General features: G+C 68.8%; 17 protein-coding genes. 7 read left to right on the top strand and 10 right to left on the bottom strand.

Annotation, left to right across the window (positions count from 1 at the left end; translation table 11 throughout):
* From V5F84_RS19250 to V5F84_RS19240, 3 genes are all read left to right on the top strand, one after another.
* The gene (locus tag V5F84_RS19250; RefSeq protein ID WP_394046755.1) at window positions 1-1,122 is read left to right on the top strand and encodes an ABC transporter permease; all 1,122 of its coding nucleotides are present in this window, start codon (window positions 1-3) and stop codon (window positions 1,120-1,122) included.
* Window positions 1,123-1,221: 99 nt separating this feature from the next.
* A complete protein-coding gene (locus V5F84_RS19245) occupies window positions 1,222-1,956 on the top strand; it encodes a CBS domain-containing protein (RefSeq protein WP_394046753.1) in 735 nt (244 codons plus the stop codon).
* 29 nt (window positions 1,957-1,985) lie between these two features.
* Window positions 1,986-2,969, top strand: coding sequence for a zinc-dependent alcohol dehydrogenase family protein (locus tag V5F84_RS19240; protein WP_394046751.1), 984 nt, complete (start codon window positions 1,986-1,988; stop codon window positions 2,967-2,969).
* 7 nt (window positions 2,970-2,976) lie between these two features.
* Here the strand turns inward: V5F84_RS19240 and V5F84_RS19235 are convergent, their stop codons facing one another.
* Window positions 2,977-5,583, bottom strand: coding sequence for a cation-translocating P-type ATPase (locus V5F84_RS19235; protein ID WP_394046749.1), 2,607 nt, complete (start codon window positions 5,581-5,583; stop codon window positions 2,977-2,979).
* Between the two features lie 221 nt (window positions 5,584-5,804).
* Here V5F84_RS19235 and V5F84_RS19230 point away from each other — a divergent pair, with 221 nt between their 5' ends.
* Window positions 5,805-6,314 carry a peptide deformylase gene (locus tag V5F84_RS19230; protein WP_394046747.1) on the top strand — a complete coding sequence of 170 codons (510 nt, stop codon included), beginning with the start codon at window positions 5,805-5,807 and terminating at the stop codon, window positions 6,312-6,314.
* Window positions 6,315-6,430: 116 nt separating this feature from the next.
* Complete coding sequence (locus V5F84_RS19225; RefSeq protein WP_394046745.1) at window positions 6,431-6,919, top strand: group III truncated hemoglobin; 489 nt, start codon at window positions 6,431-6,433, stop codon at window positions 6,917-6,919.
* A 233-nt stretch (window positions 6,920-7,152) separates the two neighbouring features.
* On the opposite strand, the gene V5F84_RS19220 is transcribed toward V5F84_RS19225, so the two are convergent.
* From V5F84_RS19220 to V5F84_RS19210, 3 genes are all read right to left on the bottom strand, one after another.
* The gene (locus V5F84_RS19220; protein WP_394046743.1) at window positions 7,153-7,695 is read right to left on the bottom strand and encodes a 2,4'-dihydroxyacetophenone dioxygenase family protein; all 543 of its coding nucleotides are present in this window, start codon (window positions 7,693-7,695) and stop codon (window positions 7,153-7,155) included.
* A gap of 1,024 nt (window positions 7,696-8,719) precedes the next feature.
* Window positions 8,720-9,727 carry a transketolase family protein gene (locus V5F84_RS19215; RefSeq protein WP_394041734.1) on the bottom strand — a complete coding sequence of 336 codons (1,008 nt, stop codon included), beginning with the start codon at window positions 9,725-9,727 and terminating at the stop codon, window positions 8,720-8,722.
* 3 nt (window positions 9,728-9,730) lie between these two features.
* Window positions 9,731-10,624: a transketolase gene (locus tag V5F84_RS19210; protein WP_394041733.1), complete on the bottom strand. Its 894-nt coding sequence runs from the start codon at window positions 10,622-10,624 to the stop codon at window positions 9,731-9,733.
* A 522-nt stretch (window positions 10,625-11,146) separates the two neighbouring features.
* Here V5F84_RS19210 and V5F84_RS19205 point away from each other — a divergent pair.
* Window positions 11,147-12,256 (top strand): glycerol dehydrogenase, encoded by a 1,110-nt coding sequence (locus tag V5F84_RS19205; protein ID WP_394041732.1) that lies wholly within the window; start codon window positions 11,147-11,149, stop codon window positions 12,254-12,256.
* A 40-nt stretch (window positions 12,257-12,296) separates the two neighbouring features.
* On the top strand, window positions 12,297-13,052 hold the full coding sequence (locus V5F84_RS19200; protein WP_394041731.1) for a GntR family transcriptional regulator: 756 nt from the start codon (window positions 12,297-12,299) through the stop codon (window positions 13,050-13,052).
* Between the two features lie 1,464 nt (window positions 13,053-14,516).
* Here the strand turns inward: V5F84_RS19200 and V5F84_RS19195 are convergent.
* The 6 genes from V5F84_RS19195 to V5F84_RS19170 all read right to left on the bottom strand — a co-directional run bounded on the left by V5F84_RS19195 (window position 14,517) and on the right by V5F84_RS19170 (window position 20,361).
* A complete protein-coding gene (locus V5F84_RS19195) occupies window positions 14,517-15,212 on the bottom strand; it encodes an SDR family NAD(P)-dependent oxidoreductase (RefSeq protein WP_394041730.1) in 696 nt (231 codons plus the stop codon).
* Between the two features lie 137 nt (window positions 15,213-15,349).
* Window positions 15,350-16,066, bottom strand: a complete 717-nt coding sequence (locus V5F84_RS19190; RefSeq protein WP_394041729.1) for an ABC transporter ATP-binding protein — start codon at window positions 16,064-16,066, stop codon at window positions 15,350-15,352.
* The gene (locus V5F84_RS19185) at window positions 16,047-16,790 is read right to left on the bottom strand and encodes an ABC transporter ATP-binding protein (RefSeq protein ID WP_394041727.1); all 744 of its coding nucleotides are present in this window, start codon (window positions 16,788-16,790) and stop codon (window positions 16,047-16,049) included. Before V5F84_RS19185 ends, V5F84_RS19190 begins: the two co-directional genes overlap by 20 nt.
* A complete protein-coding gene (locus V5F84_RS19180) occupies window positions 16,787-17,821 on the bottom strand; it encodes a branched-chain amino acid ABC transporter permease (RefSeq protein ID WP_394041726.1) in 1,035 nt (344 codons plus the stop codon). The genes V5F84_RS19185 and V5F84_RS19180 overlap by 4 nt, the downstream gene beginning before the upstream one ends.
* An 8-nt stretch (window positions 17,822-17,829) precedes the next feature.
* Complete coding sequence (locus V5F84_RS19175) at window positions 17,830-18,714, bottom strand: branched-chain amino acid ABC transporter permease (protein WP_394041725.1); 885 nt, start codon at window positions 18,712-18,714, stop codon at window positions 17,830-17,832.
* A 366-nt stretch (window positions 18,715-19,080) separates the two neighbouring features.
* A complete protein-coding gene (locus tag V5F84_RS19170; protein ID WP_394041724.1) occupies window positions 19,081-20,361 on the bottom strand; it encodes an ABC transporter substrate-binding protein in 1,281 nt (426 codons plus the stop codon).
* Window positions 20,362-20,574 lie beyond the last annotated feature (213 nt).

Below are 20,574 nucleotides of genomic sequence, written 5' to 3'. Positions count from 1 at the left end.
ATGCGCGCCCGGCTCATGCGCATCTGGCGCCTCGGCATCAAGGAACTCTACAGCCTCAAGGCCGATCCGGTGCTGCTGGTGCTGATCGTCTATACCTTCACCTTCGCCATCTATGCGGTGGCCACCGGCGCCAAGTTCGAGGTGGAGAATGCCGCCGTCGCGGTGGTGGACGAGGACCAGTCCGCCTTGTCGCGGCAGGTGCGCGCGGCGATCCTCAAGCCTTTCTTCAAGGAGCCGGTGCTGATCGGCGCGAACGAGATCGACCGGGTGATGGACACCGGCCGCTTCGTGTTCGTCATCGAGATCCCGCCGAAATTCGAGCAGGACGCCATTTCCGGCCAGCATCCCACGGTGCAGATCGACGTGGACGCCACCGCCATGTCCCAGGCGGGCAACGGTGCCTCCTATCTTCAGAACATCATCCTCCAGGAGGTCAGCGCCGCTCTGCCGGGCACGGCCCAGGCGCTGCCGATCGCCGTGGTGATGCGCGCCAAGTTCAATCCCAACCTCAAGTCCGCCTGGTTCACGGCGGTGATGCAGGTGATCAACAACATCACCATGCTGGCGGTGATCCTCTCGGGCGCGGCGCTGATCCGCGAGCGCGAGCATGGCACCATCGAGCATCTGCTGGTGATGCCGGTGACGCCCATCGAGATCATGCTGGCGAAGATCTGGGCCAACGGGCTCGTGATCGTGGTGGCGGCCATCCTCTCGCTGGTGGTGGTGGTGGAACGCATCCTGGCGGTGCCGGTGCAAGGCTCGCTCGCCTTGTTCATCCTGGCCACCGTCACCTATCAATTCTCGGTGACCTCGCTCGGCATCCTCATCGCCACGGTGTCCACCTCCATGGCCCAGTTCGGGCTGATCGTGATGCCGATCCTGATCGTCATGAACCTGCTGTCCGGCAGCACCACGCCGCTTGAAAGCATGCCGGCCTGGCTCCAGGAGGTCATGCAATTCTCGCCCTCCACGCATTTCGTGGCGCTCTCCCAGGCGATCCTCTATCGCGGCGCCGGCCTCGCCATCATCTGGCCGCAGCTGCTGGCCCTGCTCGCCATCGGCGCGGCCTTTTTCGGCCTCGCCGCCCTGCGGTTCCGCAAGGCCCTGCTGGGTGCGCAGTGAGGGGTGTTGGGGTAGTGTTGATGCGGCTCAATGCAGCGCGCGGGTGGCGGGCCATGATCGGAGCCGAATTTCAGACAGCGGAACCGCAGGGAGGCGTTCATGCGCGTTGGAAATGTGATGACGACGCCGGTCATCAGTGTTGAACCCGGCACATCCATCGCCGATGCCGCGCGGCTGATGCTCGCGCAGCATATCAGCGGCCTGCCGGTGGTCGCCAAGGACGGCACGCTGGCCGGCATGGTCACCGAGGGCGATTTCCTGCGCCGGGCCGAGCTCGGCACGCAGGTCAAGCGTTCCTGGTGGCTGGAGCTGATCGCCAGCCCCGGCAAGGAGGCGGAGGAATATGTCCGCGCCCACGGCCGCAAGGTGGAAGAGGTGATGACCGGCGACGTCCTCACCACCACCAAGGACGCGCCGCTCTCCGAGGTCGTGGAGACCATGACGCGCGCCCGCGTCAAGCGCCTGCCGGTGGTCGAGGACGGCAAGCTGGTGGGCATCATCTCCCGGTCCGACCTGCTGCGCGCGCTGGCCGCCGCCCTTCCCAACGCCTCGGTCGCGGAAACCGACGATGCGCGCCTGCGGGCCGCCATCCAGGCCGAGCTGACGCGGCAGCCCTGGAGCGGCAGCGGCCTCATCCGGGTGCATGTGGAAAACGGCGTCGCCGAACTGCGCGGCACTATTTTCGACGAGCGCGAGCGCATGGCGGCCTGCGTGTGCGCCGAGAATGTGCCGGGCGTCGCCCGGGTGGTCGATCAATTGGTGTGGGTCGAGCCCATGTCCGGCATGGTGATCCTGCCGCCGGATGCGGACGCGGACGCCCGCGGCGCGGCCTGATCCCTCGCCCGCCACCACGGGAGCACGACATGAAGGCCATGGTCCTCCACGCCATCGGCGCGCCTCTGGTGCTGGAGCTGCGGCCCGATCCCGTGCCCGGCGCCGGGGAAATCCGGGTGCGGGTGGAGGCGTGCGCCGTGTGCCGCACCGACCTGCACGTGGTTGACGGCGATCTGCCGAACCCGGTGCTGCCCATTGTGCCGGGCCACGAGATCATCGGCATCGTCGAGGCGCTGGGGCAGGGGGTGGCGGTGCCGGCGGTGGGAACGCGGGTCGGCATTCCCTGGCTGGGCCACACCTGCGGGCACTGTCCTTATTGCGCCTCGGGCCAGGAGAACCTGTGCGATGCGCCCGCCTTCACCGGCTTCACCCGCGATGGCGGGTTCGCCTCCCATGTGGTGGCGGATGCCGCCTTCGCCTTTCCGCTCGACGGCTTCGACGATCCGGTGGCGGCGGCGCCCCTGCTGTGTGCGGGACTGATCGGCTGGCGCTCCCTCGTCAAGGCCGGCGAGGGGCGGCGCATCGGCCTCTATGGGTTCGGCGCGGCGGCCCATATCCTTGCCCAGGTGTGCCGCTGGCAGGGACGCGAGGTCTATGCCTTCACCCGCGCGGGCGATACGGCGGCGCAGGAAATGGCGCTCTCGCTCGGCGCCCGCTGGGCCGGCAGCTCGGACGAAGCGCCGCCCGAACCGCTCGATTGCGCGATCCTCTTCGCCCCCGTCGGCGCGCTGGTGCCGAGCGCTTTGCGGGCGGTGCGCAAGGGCGGGCGCGTGGTGTGCGGCGGCATCCACATGAGCGACATTCCCCAATTCCCCTATTCCATCTTGTGGGAGGAGCGGCAGGTGGTGTCGGTCGCCAATCTCACGCGCGCCGACGCCCGCGCATTCCTCGCCCTCGCGCCCAAGGCCGGTGTGAGGACGACCACCACGACCTATCCGCTGGAACAGGCGAACCAGGCGCTGGCGGACCTGCGCGCCGGCCGCTTCCAGGGCGCGGCGGTGCTGGTGCCTTAGGGACCCTTCAGCGCCGCAGGCGCGCGGCGATGCCCAGAGCCTTGGCGAGTTCCAGCAGCAGGATCATGGCGATGGCCGCGGCAAAGGCGATGCCGATCCCCGCAAGGCCCACATGGCCGAAGCGGAACAGCGCGGCCGCCGGCGGCACGCCGAGCACGATCACCAGCATCACCGCCGCCAGCCCCATGACCGCGACCAGGGCGGAATTGGGCCGGGTCAGCGCCGTCAGCAGGGAGGAGCTGAAGGAGCGATCCACGATGATCAGCCCGACGCTCGCGAGAATGAGGGTGAGGAAGGCGCGCCCGCGCACCACGTCCGGCGGCAGATCGGCCTGGAGCGAAAGCACATAGACGCTGCCGGCGGCGGCGAAGGCGGCGAGCCCCTGGATCAGGCTCCACCCCATCAAGGCGAGCGGCAGCAGCGCGTCCGAGGCCTTGCGCGGCGGGCGCTGCATCAGGTCCGGCTCCTCCGGCTCCGCCTCGAAGGCGATGGAGCAGGCGGGGTCGATGACCATCTCCAGGAATGCGATGTGCAGCGGCCCGAGCAGCGGTGGCAGGCCGAGCGCCAGCGGCAGGAAGGCGAGGCCGGCGATCGGCACATGCATGGCGAGCACATAGCCCATCGCCTTGCGCAAATTGTCGAACGTGCGGCGGCCGAGGCGGATGGTGCGCACGATGGAATTGAAATCGTCGTCCAGCAGCACCATCGCCGCCGCCTCGCGGGCGACGTCCGTGCCGCGCCCGCCCATGGCGATGCCGATATGGGCGGCTTTCAGGGCCGGGGCATCGTTCACCCCGTCGCCGGTCATGGCGACGATGGCGCCCTGCGCCTTCAGGGCTTCCACGATCCTGAGCTTCTGTTCCGGCACGATGCGGGCGAACACCGCCGCCTGCGCCACCGCCGCGGCGAACGCCTGCGGATCGAGCGCGGCGAGTTCGCGCCCCGTCACCACCGGCTCGGCATCGAGCCCGGCGGCGCGGGCCATGGCGGCGGCGGTGGCGGGATGATCGCCCGTGACCATGGCGATGCGGATGCCGGCGGCGCGGCATTCGCCCACCGCATCCCGCACGCCCGGCCGCAGCGGATCGGCAAGGGCGATCAGGCCCCGGAACGCGAGGTCCTGCGCCTCCAGGCGCGGATCGGCTGCCGCGCGCAGCGCGCCTTCGGCAAGGCCGAGCACCCGCAGGCCGCGCCCCGCCATGTCGGCGGCGGCGGCGAGCACCTGCCCGGCCTTGTCCGGCGGCAGGCGGCACAGGCGGACGATGGCCTCCGGCGCGCCCTTGGCCGCGAGGCGGGGCGTCTCCTCGCCCGCGGCCCAGGCGCGCCCCATGGCCGGAAGATCGTCGCGCAGGTCCAAATCGCAGACCGCCACCGGCGGCCACGCCGGCTCCCCTTCGGCCCGGACGGCGAGGTCGTGGAAGGCGCGTTCCATGGGGTCGAACGTGCGGTCGCGGCTGGCGCGGGCCGCCAGCAGCGCGAGGCGCGCCGCCTCGCCCGCCAAGGTCCTATCCGCCAAGGCCGCGCCCGAGACCGTGTCCGCCCCGCCGAACGCCACCGGAGCGCCGTCCGCATCGCGCAATTCCACCACGCTCATGCGGTTCTGGGTCAGCGTGCCGGTCTTGTCGGTGCACAGGACGGTGGCGGCCCCGAGCGCCTCGATGGCCGCCGCGCGCCGCGTCAGCACGCGCGCCTTGGCGATGCGGATGGCGCCCATGACGGTGAAGACCGTGAGGATGAGGGGAAATTCCTCCGGCAGCATGGCCATGGCGAGCGCGATGCCGCCGAGCGTCGCGCTGGTCCAGTCGTTGCCCGCGAGCCCGTAGAGCACGGCGGCGAGAATGCTGATGGAGATGCCGACCGCCGCGAACAGGCGCACCAGCCGCCGGGTCTGCGCCCGCAGGCGCGGCGGCTCGCGCTCGATGGTGCCGAGGCTCTGGCCGATGCGGCCGAGCTCGGTGTTTCGGCCGGTGCCGCGCACGATCCCGCGCCCTTGCCCGCGCACCACCAGCGTGCCGGAAAAGGCGGCGCTGCGGTCGTCCGTGTCGGCATGGAGGGTGCCGCCCCGGGCGATCTCGTCCGGCCCGGCGGCGGATTTCTGCACCGGCACCGATTCGCCGGTGAGCAGGGATTCGTCGATCTCCAGCGCAGCGGTGGCGATCAGCACGGCATCGGCCGCCACCCGGTCGCCCTCGGCGATGACCAGCAGGTCGCCGCGCACCACCTCGCGCCCCGGAATGCGCTTCTGCTCCCCCGCGCGGATCACCAAAGCGCGCGGGCTGGAGAGGTCGCGCAGGGCATCGAGGGCACGTTCGGTGCGCAATTCCTGCACCACGGCGATCAGCACGGAGAGCGTCGCGAAGCCGAACAGGATCGCCGCCTCGGCCGGGTCCCCGACCAGGAAATACAGCAGGCCTGCCGCCAGCAGCAGGGCGAACATGGGTTCGCGGATGGTGTCGAGAATGATCTTCAGCGGCGAGCGATGCTCGCCCTGGGGCAGCTCGTTCGGCCCCTCCCGGCGCAGGCGGGCGGCGGCTTCCGCGTCGCTGAGCCCGGTCTCCAGCTCCGGCACGGAGGCGCGGGTCTGGTCCTGGCGTTTTGCGGCAGGGTGTGGCATCGCCCATATCCTCATCGAAAGCCCGGCCCCGGGAAGAGGCTTGAGAGACGGGCGCCCGGCACGGGCCCGTCCCTTCCGGCGGAAGGGTAGGGGCGCACCGGAACCGCGCGATTGATGCAGCGCAATCGCTGCGCATTTCCCTTGGGGAATGGCGCCGGAACCAATGGACCGCGCGGGTGCGCGGGGGCGCGTTCGCGAGGGCGGGCAAGGGGAGAAGAGGCATGGCGGTGCGCGAGATCGTCCGGTTTCCGGATCCAAGGCTGCGGCAGGCGGCGGCGGCGGTGACGCGGTTCGATGGCGAGCTGGCCGCGCTGGCGCAGGATCTGCTTGAGACCTTGCGGGCGGCGCCGGGGATCGGCATCACGGCGCCCCACATCGGCGTGGGGCTGCGGCTGGTGGTGCTGGAGCTGCCCGAGGACGGGCAGGTCCAGATCTATGCCAATCCGCGGATCACCTGGTCCTCGTCCGAGCGCGGCCGGCATCCCGAGGGCAGCGTCTCCATGCCCGGCGTGGTCGACGAGGTGGAGCGGCCTAAGCAGGTTCGCGTGCAATATCAGGATCTTGACGGCCCCGCCCAGGAGAGCGGGGCGGACGGCCTCCTGGCCGTGTGCCTCCAGCACGAGATCGACCAGCTGGACGGCATCTTCTGGCTTCAGAAGCTTTCGCGGCTGCGGCGGGAGCGGGTGGTGAAGCGGTTCGAGAAGCTGGCGCGGGCCGCCTCCGGCGCCTGAGGCGCGCCGTCGACCTCCGGGAAATCCCGGATTGCAGTTCCCCGACGGCGTGGCTAAGCCCTTGGCTTATCAGGCACATGGCGCATCCACGGCCGGTGCGGGAGACGGAGGCGGCCATGGCCGAGGAGGCGGCGCGCGAGCGGATCGTCAGCGGCGAGAGCGAGCAGATGCTGGCCCGCCGGGCGGCGGCGACGCGGGCGATCATGGCGGAGACCGGCATCGACGAAGCGATGATCCGCACCCTCGTCTTCACCTTTTACGACCGGGTGCGGGGCGACGGCCTGATCGGCCCGATCTTCGCGGCGCGCGTCGCGGACTGGGACGAACACCTTGAGAAGCTTTGTCTTTTCTGGTCGTCCGTGGCGCTCATGACGGGCCGCTACCACGGCCAGCCGATGCCGCGGCATCTGCCCTTGCCGATCGGCGTCGCGCATTTCGACCGCTGGCTCGACCTGTTCGAGGCGACCGCGCACGAACTCTGCCCGCCGGCCGCCGCGACCCATTTCATCGTCCGCGCGCGCCGCATCGCCGACAGTCTGGAAATGGGAATCGCCTCCAAGAACAACGAGATAGCGACCCCGCGCCGGCGCACGCCGCTGTCCTGACGGGCGCAACCGCGCGCCGGCAACACGGCCGGCGCCGGCAGCGGATTCCCCCCGGGTCGCGGACCCGCCGGAAGGCGGGGCGCGAAATCTCGTTCGCTCCGCGCGGAGGAATCGCGCGGTCATCGCCTCTTTCGGCCCTTTTCCGCGCGGCTCCGCCGAAATTCCGCGCAACCTCGGCGGACCAACGTCACGACCGCGCCTTTCCGCGGTTTTCGCCGCGATGTTCGCGAAATTCAGCGAATGAACTGGTCGATATAGTCCGCCCCGAGGCCGTTCTTGGCATAGAAGGCGCGGCACTTGTCGATGCGCGTGAAAACATCGTCGAAGCCGGTCACGTTGCCGTCCGGGTCCACATAGATCATCGTCCCGTTCACCTGGAACAGGGTGATCATCTCTTCCACGTCGGGATCGACCACGAGCGTATGGGTCTCGCCCGGCGCCTCGTAGACATAGCCGCCCTCGGTGGCGGTCCAGTCATGCTCCAGGTAGCGCCAGGAGCCCTTGATGACGTAGCCGTGCACCGGCAGGGGGTGGCGGTGGCGGGAGAGGACGCCGGCCTTGCGCACCTTCAGCAGGTTCATCCAATAGCCGCTGGAGGCGGAGAGCAGCAGCGGGCGGAACCATACGTTCTCCTCAAGCGGCACCCAGACCCGCTCGTCGGTGGGGATGGCGTTGGGCACCACCAGTTCGGGGCGCGCCTCGGCCGGCTGGGGCTTGCGATAGGGCTGCCACTTCTCGTCGAGGGAGGCGGCGGGGCGGAGCTGGGGCTGGGTCATGCTGAGGTTTCCTCCCGTTACGGGCGATCGCGATTATCCGCTTGCTGGAATGGTAGCAAAGGTGCGGCCGGTGTGCTGCGCGCTGGGGTCGGGACCGGCCGGGGAGATATGCCTTGGTGCGTGTCGGGCGTGTGTTCGCGGCCCCCTCACCCCGGCCCTCTCCCCGACGGGGAGAGGGGGGTCTCGGCCGGCCCTCGGCTTGCTCCCTCCCCCGCAAGCGGGAGAGGGGATGACCGGGAGAGGCCGTTGCGGCTTGAGCGGCGGGGCTCCCTCTCCCGCGTGCGGGAGAGGGGATGACCGAGAGAGGCCGTTGCGGCTCGAGCGATGGGGCTCCCTCTCCCGCGTGCGGGGGAGGGGTGGGGAGGGGGCCGCGCAGCGGGGCGCGATCCCGCCGGTCCGCGGCCCTGCGGGTGTCGGTCCCGATTTGCGCCCTCGGGTCCTTGTGGCGCTGCCGCTTTCCCCCTCCCTGTCCCTCCCCCGCAAGCGGGAGAGGGGGTGACCGGGAGAGGCCGTTGCGGCTTGAGCGGCGGGGCTCCCTCTCCCGCGTGCGGGGGAGGGGATGACCGGGAGAGGGCGTCGGGGCTCGAGCGATGGGGCTCCCTCTCCCGCGTGCGGGGGAGGGGTGGGGAGGGGGCCGCGCAGCGGGGAGCGACCCTCCGGTCGGCAGCCCTGCATGTGTCGGTCCCGATTTTCGCCCTCGGGTTCTTGCGGCGCTGCCGCTTTCCCCCTCCCCCTCCCTCCCCCGCACGCGGGAGAGGGGATGACAGGGAGAGGGGACGTTGCGGCTCGAGCGATGGGGCTCCCTCTCCCGCGTGCGGGGGAGGGGTGGGGAGGGGGCCGCGCAGCGGGGAGCGATCCCGCCGGTCGGCGGCCCTGCGGGTGTCGGCCCGATTTTCGCCCTCGGGTTCTTGCGGCGCTGCCGCTTTCCCCCTCCCTGTCCCTCCCCCGCAAGCGGGAGAGGGGATGACCGGGAGAGGGGACGGCGCTGGGAGAGGGATGGCGGAAGCGCAGAGGCCGCCGGCCCTCAGCCCTTGGCGCCGCCGATGGCGTTCAGAACCACGTCCTCGATGCCGGCGGCGTCGAGCTTGTAATGGGCGTAGAGATGGGTCGGCGGGGCGATCAGGCTGTATTCGTCATGGATGCCGTGACGGATCAGCTTCACGCCCGCGCCCACCTCGGTCAGCACCTCGGCCACAGCGCTGCCGAGGCCGCCGAGCACATTGTGCTCTTCCGCCGTCATCAGCACCTGGGAGCGCGCCGCCGCCTTGAGGATCGCCGCCTTGTCGATGGGCTTGATGGTGGGCATGTCGATGACCCCCACCGAGCGGCCCGCCGCGTTCAGCTTGCGCGCCGCCTCAAGCGCCGAATGCACCGGCAGGCCGCAGGCGATGATGGTGATCTCATCGCCCACAAAATGCTCGATGGCCTTGCCGAACTCGAAGGTGACATCCGCCCCGTACACGTCCGGCTCGCGGCCGCGGCCGATGCGGAAATAGATCGGCTCGGGATAGCTCGCGGACGCCTTGATGGCGGCGGCGAGCTGCGGGCCGTCGGCGGGCGACACCACGGTGAGGTCCGCGATGGCGCGCATGGTGGAAATGTCCTCGGTGGCGTGGTGCGAGGTGCCGTAGAAGCCGAGCGAGATTCCCGTGTGATGGCCGATGAGCCGCACCGGCTGGCCGCAATAGGCAACATCCATGCGGATCTGCTCGCAGCACAATAGCCCGAGGAAGGAGGCGAAGGTCGCCACATAGGGCTTGAGCCCAGTGGTGGCGAGGCCGGCGGCCGCCGTCACCATGTTCTGCTCGGAAATGCCGAACTGGATGTAGCGGTCGGGATAGCGCTGCGCGAACTTGGCGAGGCCGTTGGAATATTGCAGGTCGGCGGAGCCGGCCACCACGGGCTCGCCGGCTTCGGCCAGCGAGATCAGCGCATCCGACAGATAGCTGAGGCCGGGGGTCTTGGCGTTGATTTCCCGGTATTGCCAGGAATTGGGCGAGAGCGGGCGATTGGGGGACAGGGTTTCGCTCATGGTTCAGATTTCCCTGTTCATGATTTCTTCGACCGCGATCTTCGCGTCGGAGGGGTCGAGATAGCCGAGGTGCCAGCCGGGCTCGGTCTCCATGTAGGACACGCCCTTGCCCTTCACGGTGCGGGCGATGATGCAGCAGGGCTTGGTGCGGGTTTCGTCCGCCTTCACCTGGCGCAGCAGGGTGGTGAGGGCGTCGAGATCGTGCCCGTCCACGACGTGTACCTCCCAGCCGAAGGCGCGCCATTTCTCGTCGAGCGGCTCGATGCCCATGACGTCGTCGACGGCGCCGTCGAGCTGGAAACCGTTGCGATCGACGATGGCGACCAGCTTGGAGGCCTTGTGGTGGGCGGCCGAAAGGGCGGCTTCCCACACTTGGCCTTCCTGCATCTCGCCGTCGCCGAGCATGACGAACACGTTGAAGTTAAGCTTCTGCATCCGCCCGCCCAGCGCCATGCCGAGGCCGGCGGAGAGCGCGTGGCCGATGGAGCCGGAGGAGAAATCGATGCCCGGCACCTTGCGCATGTCGGGATGGTCGCCGAGCGGGTTGCCGAGGCGGGTGTAATTGTCGAGCACGTCCTTCGCGATGTAGCCGAACTCGGCCAGGATCGGGAACAGGCCGACGGCGGCGTGGCCCTTGCCCATCAGGAAGCGGTCGCGATCCGGGCGGGTCGGATTGCCCTTTTCGATGTCCATGATGTCGTAATAGAGCGCCGCGAAGATCTCGGCGGCGGAGAAGACCGAGCTGTAATGGCCGACCTTGGCCACTTCGATCAGCCGGATGGTCTCCAGGCGCACGAAGCGCGCTTTATCCCGCAGCAGCGCGATGGTTTCCGGGGTGGGCCGGAAGTTCGACACGCGATGGTCGGGCGGTGAGGATGGGCTTGCGGCCGCGCTCATGTGGGCTCCCAATGTTCCGGCCGCCTTCGCGGTGCGAGGGTTCGGGCGGCTTGATGCGGCGAAGCGGCGCTTTCGCGCTTCGCCCGGCTAGTCATAAAATATGATATATCATTGTGCAAGGAGATCCGCTTGGGCCGGGTGCAGGGCGGTGCTGGCTTTTGCAGCGCGGGCGGGTGGCGGGGGTGTGCCCCTCGCCGAAACCCTCTCCCCGCGGGGAGAGGGGGGAAACGCCCGCCGCCCGGCGCTGAAAACGCGGCGGCGCGAAACCGCCGCGCCGCCGCCGACCTTCTCCCTGAAGGAGACGGAACACAGATGCGCACCCGCACGCCTCAGCGCCCGAAGAGGGGATCGGCCCACGGCGAAGCGGCGTCAGGGCAGATGCCGTTTCTCCGCGCGGACGAATTGCAGGGCGCACATACACGATATATCATATTCTGATCCAAAAGCGATTGCCGTCCGCAGGGCATTGGCATTCCTTCAAAATCACATCTGGCGCGGTCAACGCGTCGTCGAGGAAAAGCAATGATGAAGGTTTTCGGCGCGCCGCGTCGCTATATTCAGGGCGCTGGCGCGCTCGATCATCTGGGCACGGAAATCGCCCGCATCGCCCAGGATGCGGTGCTGGTGATCGATCCCTTCATCGACGCCGCCCACGGCGCGCGCATCGCCGATGTCTGCGCCGCCGCCGGGGTGGACCTGCGGCGCATCGTTTTCGGCGGCGAAAGCTCCCCTGCCGAAGTGGACCGCCTGGTCGAGGCGTGCGGCGCCCGGCTGCCGAGCCTGGTGGCGGCGGCCGGCGGCGGCAAGTGCATCGATGCCGGCAAGGCGCTCGCCGGCCGGCTCGGCGCGAAGGTCGCGACCATTCCCACCATCGCCTCCACCGACGCGCCCACCAGCCACAATTACGTGCTCTATGACGACCATCACCGCCTGCTCGCGGTGGAGAAGCTGCCGGCCAATCCCGACCTCGTGGTGGTGGATACCCAGGTGATCGCCCAGGCGCCGCGCCATCTGTTCCTGGCCGGCATCGGGGATGCGGTGGTGAAGCTGTTCGAGGTGGAGCGCTGCGTGCGCGCCAAGGGCAGGAACATCTACGGCGGCGCGCCGGTGGAAAGCGCGCTGATCCTGGCGCGCGGCTGCTACGAGGTGCTGCGCGCCCATGCCGAGGCCGCGCTTGCCGCCGTGGACCGCAAGACCGCCGACGACGCGCTCGACATCGTGGTGGAAGCCACCGTGCTGATGAGCGGCCTCGCGTTCGAGAGCGGCGGCCTCTCCATCTCCCATTCCATGACGCGCGGCCTCTCCGCCGTGCCCAAATATGCCAATGCGCTCCACGGCTTCCAGGTGGCCTATGGCGGCCTTGTGCAGCTCGTCCTGGAAGGGCGGGACGATGCCTTCATGGACGATCTCATCGCCTTCTACGGCCGCATCGGCCTGCCGGTGAGCCTCGTCGCGCTCTCCGGCGCCGGGCCGACGCGCGAGGAGGTGGAGACCATCGCCCGCCTCACCCTGACCGCGCCCCACGCACGGCATTTCCCCCGCGTGCTGGAGGAAGCCGAGATCGTCGCCGCCATCCTCGCGCTGGACGCGCGGGCGGGCACCGCGTCGCAGGCGTTGCGGGCGGCAATATGATATATGTTTTCGGGGTTTAAGAAGGGAATCGCGGGAGCCCATGGCCGAGCTGCAACAAGTCGAGAAAGAGAATCTGTCGGCGCGGGTCTATGGCCGCATCCGGCGGGCCCTGATCGACGGGCAGTTCGAGCCCGGCGAGCGGCTGCGCATCTCGGCGCTGGCGGCCGAGCTCGGCACCAGCATCACCCCCGTGCGCGAGGCGATCTTCCGCCTCGTGAGCGAGCAGGCGCTGGAGATGAAGGCCGCAACCGCCATCCACGTGCCGCTGCTGGATTGCGGGCGCCTTCAGGAAATCCAGCTCATCCGCGTGCAGCTGGAAGGGGTGGCGGCGGAGCGGGCGGCGCGGCTCATCACCGACAAGCAATTGCGCAAGCTTGAGGCGATCCAGGCCGAATTCATCGAGGCGGCGGCCACCAATCCCAAGAAGGCCAGCATCAAGAACCGCGACTTCCACTTCGCATTGCTGGAGATCGCGCAATTGCCGCGGGTGGAATCCATCGTCGAGAACATGTGGACGCTCATGGGCCCGCTGCTCAGCGTGTTCCATTCCACCATGCCGCCGCGCCAGATTGCCGGCAAGGAGCACAAGCATTACGACGTGCTGACCGCCCTGCGGGCCCGCGATCCGGCGGCCGCGCGCGAGGCGATCCAGGCGGATATCGAATGGGGCCGCGTGCTGGTGGCCTGGGTGGATGCGCAGCCCGGCGCCGCGATCCCCGCCAAGGATGGCGCCGCCAAGGAGGGTGCCGCGAAGGACGGGGCCGCAAAGGATGGTGCCGCCCAGCGGCTGGGGTAGGGCGGGCGCTTTGGTTCTGCCCGGGCGAAGCCCTTTTCCCCCTCCCTAATCCTCCCCTTTTCCCCCTCGCCCTCGCGTCCCGGCCCAGCGACGGCACCGCCGGAGCGCGGAGCCGGGACCCAGCGCAAGGGGCCTGCGCAGCAGTCACACCGCGCCGCGCGCTTTTTCTCCCGAATGCTCCGCTTCGGAAGCGCCTGCGGCGGTGTCCTAGCGCTGGGTCCCGGCTCGCGTTCCGCGCCGCGGGCGCTGCACTTGGCCGGGATGCGATTCCACCCCCAGCGCAAGGCTCCTGCGCAGCAGCCAAACCGCGCCGCGCGCTTTTTTTCCCGGATGCTCCGCTTCGGAAGCGCCTGCGGCGGTGTCATTGCGCTGGGTCCCGGCTCGCGTTCCGCGCCGCAGGCGCTGCACTTTGCCGGGACACGATTGCACCCCCAAAGCAAGGCTCCTCTCCCGCGTGTGGGGGAGGGCTGGGGAGGAGGCGAGCGCACGGCGCTCGCCCCAGACGTCCCGCCCCAGACGTCCCGCCCCAGACGTCCCGCCCTCGCGTCCCGGCCTCGCGTCCCGGCCCAGCGACGGCACCGCCGGAGCGCGGAGCCGGGATCCAGCGCAAGGCTCCTGCGCAGCAGCCAACCGCGCCGCGCGCTTTTTTTCCCGAATGCTCCGCTTCGGAAGCGCCTGCGGCGGTGTCCTTGCGCTGGGTCCCGGCTCGCGTTCCGCGCCGCGGGCGCTGCACTTGGCCGGGACACGATTGCAACCCAGGGCAAGGCTCCCTCACCCGCGTGCGGGGGAGGGCTGGGGAGGAGGCGAGCGCACGGCGCTCGCCCCAGACGTCCCGCCCTCGCGTCCCGGCCCAGCGACGGCACCGCCGGAGCGCCGAGCCGGGACCCAGCGCAAGGGTCCTGCGCAGCAGCCAAACCGCGCCGCGCGCTTTTTCTCCCGAATGCTCCTTTTTGGAAGCGCCTGCGGCGGTGTCCTTGCGCTGGGTCCCGGCTCGCGTTCCGCGCCGCGGGCGCTGCACTTGGCCGGGACACGATTGCACCCCAGGGCAAGGCTCCCTCTCCCGCGTGCGGGGGAGGGCTGGGGAGGGGGCAGGCGCACGGCGATCGCCCGAGGCGTCCCGCCCCAGACGTCCCGCCCTCGCGTCCCGGCCCAGCGAGGGCACCGCCGGAGCGCGGAGCCGGGACCCAGCGCAAGGCTCCTGCGCAGCAGCCAAACCGCGCCGCGCGCTTTTTCTCCCGAATGCTCCTCTTCGGAAGCGCCTGCGGCGGTGTCCTTGCGCTGGGTCCCGGCTCGCGTTCCGCGCCGCGGGCGCTCCACTTGGCCGGGATGCGTTCCGCGCCGCAGGCGCTGCACTTGGCCGGGACACGATTGCAAACCAGAGCAAGGCTCCCTCTCCCGCGTGCGGGGGAGGGCTGGGGAGGGGGCAGGTCCGAGGGGGAGCGTGCTCCGGCCCGCCCGGAAAAATCAGGCGATGCCGTAGCCGCCGTCCACCGGGATGATCGCGCCGGTCACATAGCCCGCCGCCGGGGAGAGCAGGAAGTTCACCACGTCCGCCACGTCGGACGGAGCCCCCCAGCGCTGCATGGGAATGCGCGCCATGATGAGCGGGGCGCGCTCGGGATTCTGCAAGGCGCCGGCCGACAGGCGGGTCTCGATCCAGCCCGGCGCCACGGCGTTGACCCGGATCTTCTCCGGCGCCAGCGCCACCGCCAGCGAGCGCGTGAGCTGCACCACCGCGCCCTTGGACGAGGCATAGGCCGGATTCCGGCCCGAGCCGAAATAGCTCCACATGGAGGCGATGTTCACCACGCTGCCGCCCGCCGCCGCGAGCGCCCCGCGAAACGCCATGGTGACGAGGTGCGAGCCGGTCAGGTTCACGTCGAGCACCCGGCGGAAGCCCTCCGGCTCGAATTCCTTCATGTCGTGCAGGATCATGCCGGCGCAATTCACCACCGCCGAGACTTGCGGATAGCGCGCCGCCAGCGCCGCGATGGCGGCAGCGTCGGTCACGTCCAGCTCGGCGAAGTCGAGGGCGAAATCCGCGTCTTTGTCGCGGCCGACGGCGAGCGGCGTATAGCCGGCCTCAGCGAGACGTTCCGCGACGGCGCGGCCGATGCCGGTGCCGCCCCCGGTGACGATGGCGATCTTGGTGCTGCTCACGAAAGGTCTCCGTCCCGTTGTCTGTTTCTGGAGCATCTCATCGTTTCCCACAAACGATGAAATGCTCTAACCTATTGCATTATCGCATTTTCTTCGCGAAGCGGTGGCTACGTCGCTCGAAAATGCTGTAGCGGCCGTCACAGGCCGAGATAGCTGGCGCGCAAATGGTCGTCCGCGAGCAGTTCCGCCCCGGTGCCGCTGAGCGTCATCACGCCATTCTCAAGCACATAGCCGTAATCGGCCATTTCCAATACCTGGAACACGTTCTGCTCGATGATGAGGATCGTGAGGTCGCGTTCCTTGATCTTGGCGATGCTCTCGAACAGGCGGTCCACCATGATGGGGGCAAGGCCGAGCGAGGGTTCGTCCAGCGCCAGCACGCGCGGCAGGGCCATGAGCGCGCGGCCCACCGCCACCATCTGCTGCTGCCCGCCCGAGAGGGTGGAGGCGTTCAGCGCCTGGCGCTCGCGCAGGATCGGGAACAGCTCGAACACTTCCTCCAGCGTCTGCTCGCGGCGCGCGCGGGCGCGCTTGTTCTGGGCGCCCACCAGCAGGTTCTCGCGGATCGACATGCCGAGGAACAATTGCTTGCCCTCCGGCGACTGCACGAAGCCGCGCTCCACCACCTTGTGCGGCGGCAGGCAGAAGATGCTCTCGCCATGGAGCTTGGCTTCCCCCCGGTGCGGCCGCAGCAGGCCGGAGAGGGTGCGCAGCAAGGTGGACTTGCCGGCCCCGTTGGCGCCGATCAAAGCGACGATGGTGCGCGGCTCAAGGACCAGGTTGATGCCGCGCAACACGTCCTGGTCGCCGTAGCCGGACCACAGATCGCGAACCTCAAGCGCGGGCGTCGACATAGCGCTCTCCGAAATAGGCTTTGAGGACGTCCGGCTGGCGCACCACCTCCTTGGGCGGGCCGTCGGCGATCAGCTTGCCGTAATCGAGCACGATCACCCGGTCCGACAGGCCCATGATGACCTTCATCACATGCTCCACGATCAGGATGGTGATGCCGAGGTCGCGCACCTTGCGCACCAGATGCACCATCTCGCCGGCCTCGTTGGGGGTGGCGCCGGCCACCACTTCGTCCATCAGCAGCAGGCGCGGCTTGGTGGCGAGGGCGCGGCCCAGTTCCAGCTTGCGGCGGTCGAAGGCGGTGAGGTCGTCGGCATCCGTATGGGCCTTTGCGCCCATGTCGAGGAAGTCCACCACCTTCTGCGCCTCCGCGCGGGCCTCGTTCTCGGCGGCGGTGCGCACGAAGCTGCCGACCATCACGTTCTCCAGCACGCTGAGCCCGCCGAACGGCTTGGACAGCTGGAAGGTGCGCGCGATGCCCAGCCGGCAGATGTCCCACGGCTTGAGATTGGCGAGGCTGCGCCCCTCGAACAGGATCTCGCCGGTATCCGAGCGGATGGCGCCGGCGATCATGTTGAAGGCGGTGGTCTTGCCCGCGCCATTGGGCCCGAGCAGGCCGAGGATCTCGCCCTGGTTCAAATGGAAGGACAAGGTGGAGACGGCCTGCACGCCGCCGAACCTTTTGGAGATGCCCTTCACCTCCAGGATTTTCTGGGTCGCGCTCATTGTCCCTTGCCCTCCAGCGCGTCGGTCTTCATCGCGGCCTTGCGCGCGGCGCTCTTGCGGGCGCGGCCGTCCAGCAGGCGTTGCAGCGGCACGATGATGCCCTTCGGGAAATAGATCACGGCCAGCATCAGCATGATGCCGTAGAGGATGAGATGCAGGCCGAGGAAGCTGCCGCCGATGGTGGCGCGCACCATCTCGCCGATGGGATGCAGCAGCAGCGCCCCGAGCGTCGGCCCGAGGATGGTGCCCTGGCCGCCGACGATGGTCATGATCGCCATGTCGATGGAGAGGTCGATGCCCATGTTCCGCTCCGGATTGATGTAGCGGAACAGCTGGGCGTAATAGGCCCCGCCGAGCCCGGTGAGAAAGGCGCTGATGGCGAGCGCGGTCAGGCTGTAGCGGGTGGGATCGACGCCGAGCGCCTCCGCCCCGTCCCGGTCGCCGCGGACGGCTTTGAGATAGAAGCCGAGGCGCGAGCGCTCCATCAGCGCGGTCACCGCCATGACGCCCACCAGCATGGCGAGGATGATGTAATAATAGGGGACCTTGCCGTCGAACTGGAAGGCGAGGAAGTTCGAGCCGCCCACCGGCGGCACGGTCAGCCCCTGGGCGCCCTTCAGCGGAATGCCGAGGAAATCGTCGGTATTCTCCAGCCAGATGCGCAGGATTTCCGCGAACGCGATGGTGGTCAGCGTGAAATAGGGCCCCTTCAGGCGGAACGTGGCATAGCCCACCGGCACCGAGAGCAGCGCCGCGAACGCCCCGCCCGCCAGCATGCCGAGCCATGGCGTGACGCCGAGCTGGGTGAACAGCAGCACGGTGACATAGCCCGCCACCCCGGCGAAGGCGGAATGGCCGAGCGAGAGCTGGCCCACATAGCCGCACACGAAGTTCCAGGACGAAGCCATATAGGCGAAGAACAGGACCATCGCGATGGAATGCAGGATGTAGCTGTCGGTCACGAACAGCGGGATCGCGAGGGCGAGGGCCAGCAGCGGCAGGCCGAGGACGAGGGTGAGGGTGTGGCGCATGGGAAACCTCAGGCCCGGCCCATCAGGCCGGCCGGCCGCAGCAGCAGGATCGCGATGAACAGGCCGAACGAGAAGATCGCGGCCGAGGTCGCCGTGACGAATTGCGAGGCGACGGATTCGAACACGCCCAGCAGCAGCCCGCCGAGGATCGAGCCCGGGATCGAGCCGATGCCGCCCAGCACCACCACCAGGAACGACTTGATGCCGAACGAGAGGCCGATGTTCGGGGTGATCGAGAAGAACGGCACCAGCAGCGCGCCGAACAGGCCGAGCACCGCGCAGCCGAGGCCGAAGGTGACGTTGTAGACCAGCTGCACATTGATGCCGGAGAGCGAGGCGGCATCGCGGTTCTGCGCCGTGGCGCGGATCGCCCGGCCCATCTCCGAATGCTTCAGCCAGAAGGACAGCGCCGCCGCCACCACGATCGCCGCCAGGAACCCGACGAGGCGGGCGAGATTGATGGGCAGGCCGCCGACGAAGATCGATTCATAGGTGATGTCCACCGCCACCGAGCGCACGTCCGGCCCGAACGCCATGAGCACGATATTGTCCACCACCAGATAGACGCCGGCGGTGAGCAGCAGCGCGCTGGTGGGCTCCACCACCAGGGCGCGCTCGCGCTTGAACAGGGGCGAGATCACCACGCCCTGCACGAAATAGCCCACCACGAACAGGAACGGCACGGTGGCGAGGATGCTCACATAAGGATGCAGGCCGAGCGTCGCCCACAGCAGGTAGGAGCAATACATGGCCAGCATCAGGAACGAGCCATGGGCGAAATTGATCACCCGCATCACGCCGAAGATCAGGCTCAGGCCCAGCGCCACCCCGCCGTAGATGCCGCCGATCAATAGCCCGTTGATGACCGCGAACGAGAGGGTCAACAGATCCATGCACGATACTCCCGTAAGGTCATCTGGTGGGCGAAAGGGGGCGATGCGGTGGGGCGAAGGCCGGGGGCGTGCGTTTCCCGGCCAAGGGGAGCGCCGGCACCGGCCGGCGGGGACTGCGAGCCGGGATCCAGCGCAACACCTCCGCCGAAGGCGTCTCACTCCCAAAGGAGCTTCCAAGGGAGCTTCCGAGGGAAACTCAAAGGAGGCGCGCGGCGCTTATGGCCTGCGGCGCAGGTTTTTCCCTGGGTCCCGGCTCGGCGCACCGGCTTTGCCGTTGCTGGTCCGGGACGCGCATGCGCCCCGGCGCCTCAGCTCATTCTTCAAAAAGACGGGCGGGACCTTGCGGCCCCGCCGGTCAGGCGGGGGTCAGCGCTTGGACCAGTCCGGCACGGGCCACACCGGCTTGGTGGTGGCGGCGCGGTTCTCCAGCGGCCACACCGTCAGGCGCTCGCCGCCGATATTCTCGGAGATGACGCCGTGGGCGAAGGTGTTCTGCCCCTGATCGTCGAACTTGATGCGCTGGTAGCCCACGATCAGCGGCATGCCGGACGAAATGTCGGTGGCGGCCAGCGCATCGCGGATCTTCTCGCGGTCGGCCGAGGCGGCGCGCTCCAGCACATCCTTGATGATGTACATGTTGGACACGCCCTGGGCGCCGTAGGAATTGATGTCGTAGCCGGCCAGCGTCTTGAAGCGGGCGTTGGCGTCAAGCACCTTCGGGTCCTTGTCGGTCTTCAGGCGGTCGATCTGCCAGTCTTCCTGCACGAACAGATAGTCCACGGCCTTCTGCGGCACGGCCTTATAATAGGACGGATCTTCCGAACCGCCGCCGACCGAGTGGATGCCGTAGGGAATATTGATCTTGTTCTCGAAATACTGGCGCGTGAACAGGATGTGATCCGGCGTATAGGCCACGATGATCAGCGCGTCGGGCTTGGAGGCGCGGATCTTCAGCAGCTGCGCGGTGAAGTCCACCTGGTTCGGCGGGAAGCTCTCGTCGAGCGTGACTTCGTAGCCGCGCTCCTTGGCGAACTTCTTGATGTTGGCCACATGCGAGCGGCCCCAGTCCGAGCCTTCGTAGAACAGGCCGATGGTCTTCGGGCCCTGTCCGCTCTCCTTCTTGAGGAGGTCGATGGCGTCGAGCTGCTCGCGCGCGTCGTAGGTGGCCTTGTTGTTGGGCCGGAACACGTATTTGAAGCCGCGCTCGGTGATTTCGTCCTTCACCGCGCCGGTCACGATCCAGGGCGTCTTGTAGCGCTCGGCGACTTCGGAGGCGGGGAAGGTGACGGCGCTGTTATAGGCGCCGACGAGCAGCGAGACGTTCTCGCGCTGGATCAGCCGCTCGGTCTCGGAGGCGCCGATGTCGGGCTTGGACTGGCTGTCGGCGAAGATCAGCTTCAGCTTTGCGCCGCCCATGGAGGCGATGCCGCCGGCTTCGTTGATCTGGTCGGCCGCGACCTGCGCGCCCATCTTGGTCTGGTTGCCGATGGTGGCCGAGCCGCCGGAGAGCGGCAGGACGAAGCCGATGGTGACCTCGGCCGGCTTCGATGCCGGCGCCTGGGCGTTGCCGGCGGCGGGCGCGAAGGCGGCGCCGGCGAGCAGGGCGGCGGCAAAGCCCCAGGCCTTGGATGATGACAAGGTGAGCATTCTTCCTCCCAGATGCACGGTCGTTCCCGACGGGCGACCTTCTTTTTAGTATGCATGATATATCATGTTTTGCCGCAAGCCTGTCAAGCTGCCGCGCGGGAACGGGTTTGGGAGGATGGGGCGGGCGCGCGCCCTCTATCGGGATGGTTATTTGGACCTGGGCCCCCTCACGCGTTGTGCTTCACCGGCTCAGGCATCGGCCTTTCTTGTTTT

Source organism: Roseixanthobacter liquoris, assembly GCF_043195135.2.
Classification (GTDB): domain Bacteria; phylum Pseudomonadota; class Alphaproteobacteria; order Rhizobiales; family Xanthobacteraceae; genus NCEH01.
This window is presented reverse-complemented; position numbering and strand designations above follow the sequence as displayed.